The following is a 12,427-nucleotide window of genomic DNA, read 5'->3' as shown; positions in this document are numbered from 1 at the left end:
CCGCTGCTTCCACTGGATCCGCTGACGGCGGGTCCAACGAGAACGGAATCGGCACCGCTCGCGTCAAGCGCGGTATGGCCGAGATGCTCAAGGGCGGCGTCATCATGGACGTGGTCACCGCAGACCAGGCGAAGATCGCCGAGGATGCCGGTGCCGTTGCCGTCATGGCGCTCGAGCGCGTTCCCGCCGACATCCGCGCGCAGGGCGGGGTGTCGCGGATGAGCGATCCGGACATGATCGACAGCATCATCTCCTCGGTCAGCATTCCGGTGATGGCCAAGGCCCGCATCGGGCACTTCGTCGAGGCGCAGATCCTGCAGAGCCTGGGTGTCGACTACATCGACGAGTCCGAGGTCCTCACCCCGGCCGACTACGCCAATCACATCGACAAGTGGAATTTCACCGTTCCGTTCGTGTGTGGTGCCACCAACCTGGGTGAAGCACTGCGTCGAATCACCGAGGGCGCAGCCATGATTCGCTCCAAGGGCGAGGCCGGCACCGGCGACGTCTCGAACGCGACGACCCACATGCGCAAGATTCGCGACGAGATTCGCCGTCTCACATCACTTCCCGAAGACGAGCTGTACGTCGCGGCGAAGGAACTGCAGGCTCCGTACGATCTCGTCGTCGAGATCGCCCGTGCCGGAAAGCTGCCCGTCACGTTGTTCACCGCCGGCGGCATCGCCACCCCGGCCGACGCGGCGATGATGATGCAACTCGGTGCCGAGGGAGTGTTCGTCGGATCGGGAATCTTCAAGTCCGGCAACCCGAAAGAACGTGCCGAGGCAATCGTCAAGGCCACTACCTTCTTCGACGACCCGGATGTCCTCGCCAAGGTCTCCCGTGGACTCGGCGAGGCGATGGTCGGCATCAACGTCGACGACCTGCCCGTCGCGCACCGGCTCGCCGAGCGCGGTTGGTGACCGTCCTCTTCCGGTTGCGTAGCTACTGACTGCGCTCCAGTGCCGGGCGGTCCGGATGGTCCCACCGGACCGCGAAGTCCGGCCGCTCGGCGTAGTCGTCGATCGCGTCGTAGTACTCGAGCAGTGCCGTGCAGGTCCATTGGTCGGCCGTGTCGGTTCTCCGACGCAGCGCACCCTCGGACAACCGCAACTGCACTCGAAGATCGACGTCCAGTCCTCGGCCCAGCAGCATCGGGCCGGCAATCAGGACTATGTGATTCGGCGCGGCCTCGACGGTACGAGCGCGGGCGGATCGATCGGTTGCCTCATCCCACAGACGCGGCAGATAGTGACCTCGGCCACCGGAACGCAGCGGCGCGATGACCTCGCGGATCACGGCATCGTAGTCGAACCACACAGTGCGGTAGCTCAATTCGTCCGTTCGCGAATACTCGAATCGAATGGACGCCGGCCGGACGTAATCGTGCAGGTCGACGACGTCGGCAGGCCTGCCCTGTGCGCGGGCGTGTTCGGCTGTGCGAGTGGCGAACTCGACCGGCTTCGCGGCGTCGGCACCGTCGACGACAACGATCGTTCGCGACCCGGCGGGGCACGCATCGACGATCGACCTGGTCAGAAGATCGGGAAATATCGGTATCGGTTGACCCACACCGACCATCTTGCCTGGTCCACTCATTGTTAGCCTGAGCCGTTGTCACAGAAAGGTGGACACAGCCATGGCCAGCATCGAGGACATTCTCGAATTGGAACGAATCGAGAACGACATCTATCGGGGACGCACGTTCCCGAGCCGGCTGCCGCGGACGTTCGGCGGCCAGGTTGCCGGCCAGGCGCTCGTCGCGGCCGTGCGCACCGTGGCACCCGAGTTCCGCGTGCATTCGCTGCACGGCTACTTTCTCCGGCCGGGTAACCCGAACGAGCCGGCCGTGTTCATGGTCGATCGTATTCGGGACGGCCGGTCGTTCTGCACCCGTCGAGTGACCGGAATTCAGCACGGCAAGGCCATCTTCACGATGTCCGCCTCGTTCCACGGCGACGACGACGGGATCTCCCATCAGGACCTCATGCCCGAGGTGGTCGGACCGGAATCGTTGCCCGACCCGACCACTCTGGCGGAGTACGACACCTCCTACTACAAGGAGTGGTCCGAATGGGACATCCGTCTCATTCCCGACGATCAGACCGTCAAGCATCCCAGTTTCGCTGCGCAGCAACGGGTCTGGTTCAGGTACCGCGACACGCTGCCCGACGATCAGGTGTTCCATGTCTGCGCGCTCGCCTACATGAGCGACATGACGCTCATCGGATCGGCCAAGGTGCCGCACCCGGACGCCGTCACGCAGACGGCCTCCCTCGATCATGCGCTGTGGTTCCTCAGGCCGTTCCGAGCGGACGAATGGCTGCTCTACGACCAGACGTCGCCGTCCGCTGATTTCGGACGAGCACTGGCACAGGGGCGAATCTTCGACATCTCCGGTCGTATGGTCGCCGCCGTCGTCCAAGAGGGACTGATGCGCTTCGAGCGGGACACCTCGAAGCCACACGTCGATCCCTTCGGATTGAAGTGACGCCGCCGACGATCGGCGTACTCGCACTGCAGGGCGATGTTCGCGAGCACTTGGCCGCACTGGAGTCGAGCGGTGCGCACGGAATCACCGTGCGGAGGCCGGACGAACTCGCCCGAATCGACGGGTTGATCATTCCCGGCGGCGAATCCACGACGATGAGCACTCTGCTCGGTGTATTCGATCTGCTCGGGCCGCTGCGCGCTCGTCTGGCCGAGGGTATGCCCGCGTACGGATCGTGCGCGGGGATGATCCTGTTGGCGTCGGACATTCTCGACACCAGGCCCGACGCGGAACACCTCGACGGTCTCGATATCACCGTGCGCCGCAACGCTTTCGGCCGACAGGTCGACTCGTTCGAGACCGATCTCGAATTCGCCGAGATCGAGGGCGGACCGATGCGCGCAGTGTTCATTCGTGCGCCTTGGGTCGAGCGTGTCGGTGCGGACGTCGAAGTACTCGCCACCGTCCCGAACGGGCCAGCTGCGGGCCGCGTGGTTGCCGTGCGGCAGAACCGAGTGCTGGCCACCAGCTTCCATCCCGAGGTCACCGGAGACGATCGAGTGCACCGACTCTTCGTGGACATGGTGCGCAGCGCGTAGAAACCCGTAATCGCCGGTTGGGGCGGAGCGATGACACGGGCGAGTAAAGTCGACAACACCGAATTCGAGCAGGAAGGGGCTCTATCGCATGAGCGGCCACTCAAAATGGGCCACCACCAAGCACAAGAAGGCGGTGATCGACGCCCGACGCGGCAAGTCGTTTGCCAAGCTCATCAAGAACATCGAGGTGGCGGCCCGCACGGGTGGTGGTGACCCCACGGGCAACCCGACGCTCTACGACGCCATCCAGAAGGCGAAGAAGACGTCGGTTCCCAACGACAACATCGAACGTGCGCGCAAGCGCGGAGCCGGCGAAGAAGCGGGCGGAGCCGACTGGCAGACCATCATGTACGAGGGTTACGGCCCCAACGGTGTCGCCATCCTCATCGAGTGCCTCACCGACAACCGCAATCGTGCAGCAGGCGAGGTTCGAGTAGCAATGACTCGAAACGGCGGAAACATGGCCGATCCGGGTTCGGTGTCCTACCTCTTCTCACGCAAAGGCGTCGTGACGCTCGAGAAGAACGGACAGAGCGAGGACGACGTGTTGATGGCGGTTCTCGAGGCCGGTGCCGAGGAAGTGAACGACAACGGCGACACGTTCGAGATCGTCAGTGAGCCGACCGATTTGATCGCAGTGCGTACCGCACTGCAGGACGCGGGCATCGACTACGACTCCGCGGAGGCGAGCTTCCAGGCTTCGGTCAACGTCCCGGTGGACGCGGACGGAGCGCGCAAGGTCTTCAAGCTGATCGACGCCCTCGAAGACAGCGACGACGTGCAGAACGTCTGGTCCAACGTCGACCTGTCGGACGAGGTCATGGCCGAACTGGACGACGAGGACTGACCCGGTCCTTTTGCTCACGGTGATCGACCGGGTGTCGTAGCCCTGATCCGTCGGTGCGCTCCGCTACGCTATCGAACAACAGTTCGTAAGCGGAAGGTGTGGTGGCGTGCGGGTGATGGGTGTCGACCCCGGTCTCACCAGGTGTGGGCTCAGTTTGATCGAGGGAGGCGTCGGTCGCACAGTCGTCGCTCTCGACGTGGATGTGGTCCGGACTCCCGCCGACATGGATCTCGCGCAGCGTCTGCTGCGGATATCCGAAGCAGCGGAATACTGGCTCGATACACACAAGCCGTCGGTCGTGGCGATCGAGCGAGTGTTCGCTCAGCACAACGTACGGACGGCCATGGGCACCGCGCAGGCAGGCGGCGTCATCGCACTGGCTGCGGCCCGGCGCGGTATCGACGTCTGCTTCCACACTCCCAGTGAGGTGAAGGCAGCCGTCACCGGCAACGGTTCGGCCGACAAGGCGCAGGTCACCGCCATGGTCATGCGCATTCTCGGGCTGCAGACCGCGCCGACTCCCGCTGATGCCGCAGATGCGTTGGCTCTGGGTATCTGTCACTGCTGGCGCGCCCCGATGATCGCCCGGATGGCCAAAGCCGAGGCGATGGCCGCCGAACAGAAGCGCAAGTACGACGCGCGTCTGGCCGAGGAACGCAAAGCTCGCGCCGCCGTGGCGCGCAAAATCGAGAAACTGGCCAAGAAGGAGGCGGGCGCACGGTGATCGCATCCATTCGCGGGTCGGTGATCGACATCGCTCTCGATCACGCAGTACTCGAGGCGGCCGGTGTCGGATATCGCGTCAATGCCACACCGGCGACGTTGGCGACGCTGCATCGGGGGAGCGAGTCCACTCTGCTCACCACCATGATCGTTCGCGAGGACTCGCAAACGCTGTACGGGTTTCCCGACAAGGAATCACGTGAGCTGTTCGAGCTGCTGCTCACGGTTTCCGGAGTCGGGCCACGAATTGCGATGGCCACACTTGCGGTACACGAACCCGACTCCCTGCGAACAGCTTTGGCGGACAGCGACATCGGGGCCCTCACCAGAGTTCCCGGTATCGGCAAGCGCGGGGCCGAGAGGATGGTGGTCGAGCTGCGAGACAAGGTCGACGCCGTTGTCGGCCGCGCCGGCAGTTCCGCGGTGCCCGGTTCCGGGGCCGGCAACTCGATGCGCGATCAGATCGTCGAAGCCCTGATCGGTCTCGGATTTCCGGCGAAGCAGGCCGAGGAGGCCACCGACGCGGTACTCGCACAGCAGCCCGAGGCCACGACGTCCACCGCACTGCGGGCCGCGTTGGCGTACCTCGGTAAGTCCAGGTAGGTCGGCGTGACCGAGGACGACGAGTTCGGGGAATCCCAGGTCGGTGCGGAGGCCATGTCCGACGACCTCGACATCGAGACCAGTCTGCGTCCGAAGAACCTCACCGATTTCATCGGTCAGCCTCGGGTGCGTGAGCAACTGCAGCTGGTGCTCTCGGGGGCGAAGATGCGCGGCGGCACCCCCGATCACATCCTGATGTCGGGTCCGCCCGGCCTGGGAAAGACCAGCATGGCGATGATCATCGCCGCGGAACTCGGCACGTCACTGCGGTTGACCTCCGGGCCCGCCCTCGAGCGTGCGGGCGATCTGGCCGCGATGCTCAGCAACCTCGTCGAAGGGGACGTGCTGTTCATCGACGAGATTCATCGGATCGCCCGGCCGGCCGAGGAAATGTTGTATCTGGCCATGGAGGACTTCCGTGTCGACGTGATCGTGGGCAAGGGGCCGGGAGCGACATCCATTCCCTTGGAGGTCGCCCCGTTCACTCTCGTCGGTGCGACCACCCGGTCCGGCGCGCTCACCGGACCGCTGCGCGACCGCTTCGGGTTCGTGGCGCACATGGATTTCTACGAGCCGAGTGAACTCGAACGAATTCTGATGCGATCCGCCGGGATTCTGGGTGTCCCCATCGACCGTGACGGCTGCGCCGAGATCGCAGGACGCTCGCGTGGCACACCCCGAATCGCGAACCGACTGCTGCGCCGAGTTCGCGACTACGCGGACGTGCGCGGGGACGGCACCGTCACCCAGGACACCGCCAAGGCCGCGCTCGTGGTCTACGACGTGGACAAGCTCGGACTGGATCGCCTCGACCGTGCCGTCCTCAGCGCGCTGATCCGAAGTTTCGGCGGGGGACCGGTGGGAGTGTCCACTCTCGCTGTCGCCGTCGGCGAGGAGCCCTCGACGGTCGAGGAAGTGTGTGAGCCGTTCCTGGTACGGGCCGGGATGATCGCCCGCACGCCGCGCGGTCGCGTCGCCACCGCCGCCGCCTGGCACCACCTCGGTCTCACCCCACCGCCGGACCTCGCAGTCGGGGGAATTTCGGTGCGATCGGCCGAGGTCCAGCAGGGATTATTCGAGTGAAACGGCCGCAACACGAGACGAACGGACCGAGCGGGCCACAGGTGATGGCACACTGGGTAGCTGCGAGGCCCGCACCAGCGATGTTCTCGCACGAGACAATGACGATTATCGAACCGAACTTCGAGGACTGACCTTCCGATGGATTTGCTGTTTCCGCTGCTGATCGTGGCCCTTCTGGTACCGCTGTTTCTCAACGCGCGCCGACAGAAGAAGGTGCTGGCCAAGACCACGGAAATGCAGGACTCGCTGAAGGTCGGCGACGAGGTCGTCACCACCGCAGGCCTGTATGCACGAGTGGTCCTGGTCGAGGACGACACGATCGACCTCGAGATCGCCGACGGCGTCATCACGACGTGGTCACGCGCCGTCGTGCGTGAGGTTCTGCCCGACGACACCGAGTTCGACGACGGCGAGTCGGACGAGAACACCTTCGATTCGGTGCCCGGCGCCGGCACCGCCGCGGTCGGCCCCACCGAGCCGGCAGCTCCGTCGCTGCACAAGGACGTCGGGAACCCCGCCGACGAAACCGTCGAGCAGACGACGAAGCGCCTCGAAAAAGAGTGACGTAACGAAGATCCGAACCGCTGTCGGAGACACAATCCGGCAGCGGTTTCGTCTGCGGTGAGCGTCGTGGTGCACAATCGCACCGCCCGCCGCTGACACAACGAGGCACGAGCCAACAGGAACAGACACTTTTCCACCGCCCAGAGGAGAATCACACACCGTGGCACCTTCCAGCGGATCGGTGCATCCCGCCCGCTATCTCGCCGTCTTCGCGGTGCTGATGGCGGCGGTGTATGCCCTGGTCTTCTTCACCGGAGACAAAGACCCCTCGCCGAAGTTGGGAATCGACCTGCAGGGCGGCACGCGAGTGACGCTGACTGCACGCACGCCCGACGGGAATGCGCCGTCGCAGGACAGCCTCAAGCAGGCGCAGCAGATCATCGAGACCCGCGTCAACGGTCTCGGCGTGTCCGGTTCCGAGGTGGTCATCGACGGCGACAATCTCGTCATCACGGTGCCCGGTGACGACAGCTCTCAGGCGAGAACTCTGGGGCAGACCGCTCGACTGTTCATTCGTCCGGTGGTGGGGTCGGTTGCACCATCCGCAGGCCAGGCGACGCCGGGTTCTCCGCAGACCCCGACGGACCCGGCTGCGCCGGCAGATCCGGCGACAGCCGTCGATCCTGCTGCTCCAGCTGCTCCGCAGAGTCGGGTGTTTCCGGCGCAGGATCCGACGACGGTAGACCCGACCCCCGCTCCGACAACCGGTGCTCCGGCCTCGGACGCCCCGACCTCGAGTGATCCCGCCGAAAACGCGTCGCTGTCCGACGCCGATCGCGCAGCCCAGGAGATCGCCGACGCGAAGGCGCTTCGTCAGAGCGAGGATCAGCAGATACAGCAGCTCGCCATGCAGTCGCTCGATTGCAACGCCGCGGACCCGCTTGCCGGCAACGACGATCCTGCACTCCCGCTCGTGGCCTGCTCCACCGACGGAACAGCTGTCTACCTTCTCGGTCCGACGATCATCGACGGTCAGCAGATCGCCGACGCGACGTCGGGATTCGACAACCAGCAGGCTCAGTTCCAGGTGAGCCTGACGTTCGATTCCGAGGGGTCGAACACCTGGGCACAGTTCACGGCTGCGAACCTGCAGAAGCAGGCCGCATTCGTACTGGACTCGAAGGTGATCAGCGCGCCGGTCATTCAGGGTGCCACTCCCGCCGGTAGTGCCACGTCGATCACCGGCAACTTCAACGCGCAGAGCGCTTCCGAACTGGCCAACACGCTCAAGTACGGTTCGCTGCCACTGTCGTTCGTGTCCTCCGAGGCCGAAACGGTCTCGGCCACATTGGGATTGGCGTCACTCGAAGCAGGCCTGATCGCCGGTGCCATCGGCTTGGCACTCGTGCTGGTCTACTGCCTGCTGTACTACCGAGCCCTCGGCCTGCTCACGGCTCTGTCGTTGGCGCTGGCCGGGCTCGTCGTCTACGGCATTCTGATCCTGCTCGGTAGGTGGATCAGCTTCACCCTCGACCTCGCCGGCATCGCCGGCCTGATCATCGGTATCGGTATGACCGCGGACTCTTTCGTGGTGTTCTTCGAACGCATCAAGGACGAGATTCGCGAGGGCCGCAGCTTCCGATCAGCAGTGCCCCGCGGTTGGGCCCGCGCACGCAAGACCATCCTGTCCGGGAACGCGGTCAGCTTCATCGCCGCTGCCGTTCTGTACGTACTGGCAGTGGGTCAGGTGCGCGGCTTCGCGTTCACCCTGGGACTGACGACCATCCTCGACGTCATCGTCGTGGTGCTGGTGACGTGGCCGCTGGTGAATCTGGCGTCGAAGTCGAAATTCTGGTCCAAGCCGTCCGTCAACGGTCTCGGCGCGGTCCAGCAGATCGCGCTCGAACGAAAGCGCGCCGCCAACAAGGCAGTCGCCGTCAAGACCGGCGCCGCGTCGCCGTCGAAGGAGGCATGACATGTCCGATACGGCCACCTCGACCCCATCGCCTCTCGACGATTCGAGCGTCGACCAGTCCACGCAGCCCAGGCACAGTTGGTTATCTCGTCTCTACACCGGCACCGGTGCATTCGAGATCGTCGGACGCCGCAGGTTCTACTACGTGCTGACCGGCGTCATCGTGCTGATCTGCCTGCTCAGCTTCCTCGTGCGTGGGTTCACGCTCGGTATCGACTTCGAGGGCGGCACCCGCATCGCATTGCCCGCCGCGGACAACATCTCCACCGAGCAGGTCGAAACCGTCTACAACGACTCGCTGGGTATGCCCCCGGTGTCGGTCCAGACGGTCGGCTCGGGTGCCGCGGCCACGGTGCAGATCCGTTCCGAGGCGCTCGATCCAGCCGAAGTCGACACTCTTCGACAGGCGCTGTTCCAGTCCTTCCAGCCGCAGGACAACTCGGGCACCGCAACGCCCAATGCCATCAGCGTCTCCGACGTGAGTGAGACATGGGGGAGTCAGATCACCCAGAAGGCTCTGATAGCCCTCGCGGTGTTCCTGGTGATCGTCAGCATCTACATCGCCATCCGATACGAACGGGACATGGCGCTGGCGGCCCTGGCCGCATTGGGCTTCGACCTCGTCGTCACCGCGGGCGTCTATTCACTCGTCGGCTTCGAGGTGACCCCGGCCACGGTGATCGGTCTGCTGACCATTCTGGGATTCTCGCTGTACGACTCCGTCGTGGTGTTCGACAAGGTGGAGGAGAACACCCGAGGCATCTTGAACCTGCACCGCAAGACGTACGCGGAGCAGGCCAACCTTGCCGTGAATCAGACTCTGATGCGATCGATCAACACGACCGTGATCGGCGTTCTGCCGGTTATCGCGTTGATGATCGTCGCGGTCTGGCTGCTGGGCGTGGGAACGCTCAAGGATCTCGCTCTCGTGCAGCTCGTCGGCATGATCGTCGGTGCCTACTCGTCCATCTTCTTCGCCACGCCGCTGTTGGTGACCCTGAAGGAGAAGTGGGGCCCGGTCGCGGTCCACACTCGCAAGGTCCACTCCAAGCGTGCCGACGCGGCGGCGCGCGCCGCCGGTCTCGCACCCGAACCGGTGGCCGTCGGCGTGGATGTCAGCAAGGCGTCGGCACCGCAGCCCGGCAATCGCCCCACTGGGAAGCGGAACAAGAAGCGCCGATAGCGAGATCGTAGAGATGGAGAGTGCACGTGGAACGTAGGTGGAGCGCGGCACTGCTGGCAGCGGGTCTGGCCGCAGCGTCGCTCACCGCATGTTCGGCCTCGGAGGACAAGGTGCCTTCCATCGGGTACTCGTTCGACAACGTGGTGAACAACTACAACGCCAGGACCGTCGACGGGGCCGCGTCGGGAGCGCGTCAGGCGTTCACACGAGTCCAGGTCGGGTTCAGCTATCTGGGACCGGACGGTGATGCGCTGTCGGACAACGACATCGGTACTGTCGCCGTGGTGCCAGGGGACGTTCTGACGCTGCAGTACACGATCGCGCCTGCGGCGAAATACTCCGACGGCGCACCGATGGCGTGCGATGACCTGGTGCTGGCGTGGGCCGCCAACAGCGGCCGGTTCGCCACCGACCGTCCCCTGTTCGACGCGGCGTCGACGGCGGGATACTCCGACATCGCGAGCATCGACTGCGTCCCCGGGTCCAAGGACGCCACCGTCGTCTTCGCTCCGGGCCGGAGCTACCAGAACTGGCGAGCTCTGTTCGGTGCCACCGATCTGTTGCCCGCACACGTGGCTGCGCGCGCGGCCGGGGTACCGAACGTCGTCGATCCCATCGTGGCCGGCGATGACGGTGTCGTCTCTCGAATCGCCGATTTCTGGAACACCGGGTGGACGTTGACGCCCGGTTCTGTCGACACGTCTCTGTTGCCGTCGGCCGGTCCGTACCGCGTCGACTCGTACACCGCCGAGGACGGGTTGGTTCTGGTCGCGAACGACGCCTGGTGGGGCATTCCGCCCGAGACGCAGAGAGTCGTGATCTGGCCCAAGGGCACCGACGTCCCGGCGAAGATTGCCGATGGATCTCTGGACGTGATCGACCAGGGTGCGGGCGCGATCGATCTGGGTTCGACAGAGGGGTTCGAGACCGTCACGGAACCGTCGCGAGGCGTCGAGCAGCTGACGTTCGCGACCCAGGGCGCGCTGGCGGAGGCGAGCGCTCGCCGGGCCGTGGCCGCATGCATCCCGCGAACAGACCTGTTCGACACACTCGGGCACCCTGGCCTCGAGGCACCGCCGGCCGGGCCCGGCTCCGGCGTCGTCGATTCTCGGCTGATGCAGCCGGACACTCTGGTGTACCCCTCGGTTGCCGCGACGGTCGGCGACCGGTACCAGCGGTCGGACCTGGACCGCGCGGGCAAGGAACTGGCCGCGTCGGGTAACAGTGCGCTGACCGTACGCGTCGGATACCTCGCACCGGACGCCCGCCGCGCCCAGCTGGTCAGCCGAATGGCGACCGATTGTGCGGCGGCGGGGATCACCGTCGAGGACGCGAGCTCGCCGGAGTTCACGCCGTCCGCGCTGCGTGCCGGAGCAGTGGACGCCGTTCTCGGCGGCGCGGGCTCACTGCCAGGGCCGACCGGCTCGGCGTCGTCCGTCGTCGCACGGTACTCGTTGCGAACCGGTGTCGGCCTCAACGTGGGCGGGTACAGCAACGGGCGGATCGACTCGATCGTCGACCAGCTGGCGGTGACCGACGATCCCGAGCGCGTGCTGGCGTTGGCGACCGAGGGCGAGAACATTCTGTGGAACGACATGCCTTCGCTTCCGCTGTACAGCGAGCCGCGCACCACCGTCGTCAGCGACGGTATGCAGGACGTCGTGGCCAACCCCACGGCGGCCGGTGCCGGCTGGAACATGGATCGGTGGGTACTTCTGAAATGAGCGATGCGACAGTGACTCAGGACGGCGGGGTGCGCGGTGATGCCGTATCGGCCGTGCATCGGCTGACGCGGTGGGTGGACGATTTTCCCGTGGACGGGGTGCGGTTCGGCGACCTGACCCCGGTGTTCGCGGAGGGGCCCGCGTTGCGCAGTGTCGTCACGGCACTGGCGGAGGGTTTCGAGAACGTCGATCTGGTGGCCGGCATCGATGCCCGAGGGTTTCTGCTGGGAGCGGGCGTGGGACTCGAGCTCGGTTGCGGGGTGCTCGCTGTACGCAAGGCGGGCAAACTGCCGCCGCCCGTGCACTCGCGAACCTACGATCTCGAGTACGGAACCGCAGAACTGCAGATTCCGACCTCCATCGAGCTGGCCGGTCGACGGGTGCTCGTGGTCGACGATGTCCTCGCCACCGGCGGTACCGTCGATGCGACAGCTCGGTTGTTGGCCGAGCAGGGCGCGGTGGTGGTCGGGGCGACCGTGGTGCTGGAAATCGAGGCGCTCGACGGCCGCGGCAAGTGCAGTGACTACCCGCTCGCCTGCCTGGTTCGAGTCTGAGGACTAAAGTCGACTGATACAGCGTCGACCGGATCTGTCCTGGCGTCGGCGCGAATGTGTGGCAGGAGGTGATGAGAGTGACCCGTTACATCGATCAGCCCTTGCCAGAGCGGCCCGCAGTCGCCGATCGGCCGGGAACCG

The 12,427-nt window shown here is 65.3% G+C and carries 13 protein-coding genes; 12 read left to right on the top strand and 1 reads right to left on the bottom strand.

The window, feature by feature from the left end:
* Positions 1-47 precede the first annotated feature (47 nt).
* A complete protein-coding gene (pdxS, locus tag CH278_RS11145) occupies positions 48-923 on the top strand; it encodes a pyridoxal 5'-phosphate synthase lyase subunit PdxS (RefSeq protein ID WP_094652899.1) in 876 nt (291 codons plus the stop codon).
* A gap of 22 nt (positions 924-945) precedes the next feature.
* Here the strand turns inward: pdxS and CH278_RS11140 are convergent, their stop codons facing one another.
* Entirely contained in the window at positions 946-1,599 is a 654-nt protein-coding gene (locus CH278_RS11140) for a hypothetical protein (RefSeq protein ID WP_230591905.1), read from the bottom strand.
* A 40-nt stretch (positions 1,600-1,639) separates the two neighbouring features.
* On the opposite strand from CH278_RS11140, the gene CH278_RS11135 reads away from it, so the two are divergent.
* The 11 genes from CH278_RS11135 to CH278_RS11085 all read left to right on the top strand — a co-directional run bounded on the left by CH278_RS11135 (position 1,640) and on the right by CH278_RS11085 (position 12,286).
* Complete coding sequence (locus CH278_RS11135) at positions 1,640-2,491, top strand: acyl-CoA thioesterase (RefSeq protein WP_027496942.1); 852 nt, start codon at positions 1,640-1,642, stop codon at positions 2,489-2,491.
* Positions 2,488-3,090, top strand: a complete 603-nt coding sequence (gene pdxT, locus CH278_RS11130) for a pyridoxal 5'-phosphate synthase glutaminase subunit PdxT (protein ID WP_027496943.1) — start codon at positions 2,488-2,490, stop codon at positions 3,088-3,090. The genes CH278_RS11135 and pdxT overlap by 4 nt, the downstream gene beginning before the upstream one ends.
* Positions 3,091-3,178: 88 nt before the next feature.
* Entirely contained in the window at positions 3,179-3,937 is a 759-nt protein-coding gene (locus CH278_RS11125) for a YebC/PmpR family DNA-binding transcriptional regulator (RefSeq protein WP_027496944.1), read from the top strand.
* Between the two features lie 106 nt (positions 3,938-4,043).
* Positions 4,044-4,661, top strand: a complete 618-nt coding sequence (gene ruvC, locus CH278_RS11120) for a crossover junction endodeoxyribonuclease RuvC (RefSeq protein ID WP_032370470.1) — start codon at positions 4,044-4,046, stop codon at positions 4,659-4,661.
* Complete coding sequence (gene ruvA, locus CH278_RS11115; protein WP_027496945.1) at positions 4,658-5,263, top strand: Holliday junction branch migration protein RuvA; 606 nt, start codon at positions 4,658-4,660, stop codon at positions 5,261-5,263. The genes ruvC and ruvA overlap by 4 nt, the downstream gene beginning before the upstream one ends.
* Positions 5,264-5,317: 54 nt before the next feature.
* Entirely contained in the window at positions 5,318-6,346 is a 1,029-nt protein-coding gene (gene ruvB / locus CH278_RS11110) for a Holliday junction branch migration DNA helicase RuvB (RefSeq protein ID WP_045841916.1), read from the top strand.
* A gap of 138 nt (positions 6,347-6,484) precedes the next feature.
* Positions 6,485-6,910, top strand: a complete 426-nt coding sequence (gene yajC / locus CH278_RS11105) for a preprotein translocase subunit YajC (RefSeq protein ID WP_027496947.1) — start codon at positions 6,485-6,487, stop codon at positions 6,908-6,910.
* Between the two features lie 160 nt (positions 6,911-7,070).
* A complete protein-coding gene (secD, locus tag CH278_RS11100) occupies positions 7,071-8,825 on the top strand; it encodes a protein translocase subunit SecD (RefSeq protein ID WP_094621917.1) in 1,755 nt (584 codons plus the stop codon).
* A 1-nt stretch (position 8,826) separates the two neighbouring features.
* Complete coding sequence (gene secF, locus CH278_RS11095; RefSeq protein ID WP_027496949.1) at positions 8,827-10,008, top strand: protein translocase subunit SecF; 1,182 nt, start codon at positions 8,827-8,829, stop codon at positions 10,006-10,008.
* Between the two features lie 20 nt (positions 10,009-10,028).
* Positions 10,029-11,732, top strand: a complete 1,704-nt coding sequence (locus tag CH278_RS11090) for an ABC transporter substrate-binding protein (protein WP_094621916.1) — start codon at positions 10,029-10,031, stop codon at positions 11,730-11,732.
* Complete coding sequence (locus CH278_RS11085) at positions 11,729-12,286, top strand: adenine phosphoribosyltransferase (protein WP_094621915.1); 558 nt, start codon at positions 11,729-11,731, stop codon at positions 12,284-12,286. Before CH278_RS11090 ends, CH278_RS11085 begins: the two co-directional genes overlap by 4 nt.
* Positions 12,287-12,427 lie beyond the last annotated feature (141 nt).

The organism is Rhodococcus sp. 05-2254-5 (assembly GCF_002258575.1).
GTDB classification, from domain to species: Bacteria; Actinomycetota; Actinomycetes; order Mycobacteriales; family Mycobacteriaceae; genus Rhodococcoides; species Rhodococcoides fascians.
The sequence above is the reverse complement of the archived record's forward strand: the minus strand, read 5'-3'. Positions and strand labels throughout refer to the sequence as shown.

Bases quoted from the DNA above. Each gene is read 5' to 3' on its own strand.
- yajC (WP_027496947.1), top strand. From the start codon at position 6,485: ATGGATTTGCTGTTTCCGCTGCTGATCGTGGCCCTTCTGGTACCGCTG.
- CH278_RS11140 (WP_230591905.1), bottom strand. From the start codon at position 1,599: ATGAGTGGACCAGGCAAGATGGTCGGTGTGGGTCAACCGATACCGATA.
- CH278_RS11125 (WP_027496944.1), top strand. From the start codon at position 3,179: ATGAGCGGCCACTCAAAATGGGCCACCACCAAGCACAAGAAGGCGGTG.
- secF (WP_027496949.1), top strand. From the start codon at position 8,827: ATGTCCGATACGGCCACCTCGACCCCATCGCCTCTCGACGATTCGAGC.
- ruvB (WP_045841916.1), top strand. From the start codon at position 5,318: ATGTCCGACGACCTCGACATCGAGACCAGTCTGCGTCCGAAGAACCTC.
- CH278_RS11085 (WP_094621915.1), top strand. From the start codon at position 11,729: ATGAGCGATGCGACAGTGACTCAGGACGGCGGGGTGCGCGGTGATGCC.
- CH278_RS11135 (WP_027496942.1), top strand. From the start codon at position 1,640: ATGGCCAGCATCGAGGACATTCTCGAATTGGAACGAATCGAGAACGAC.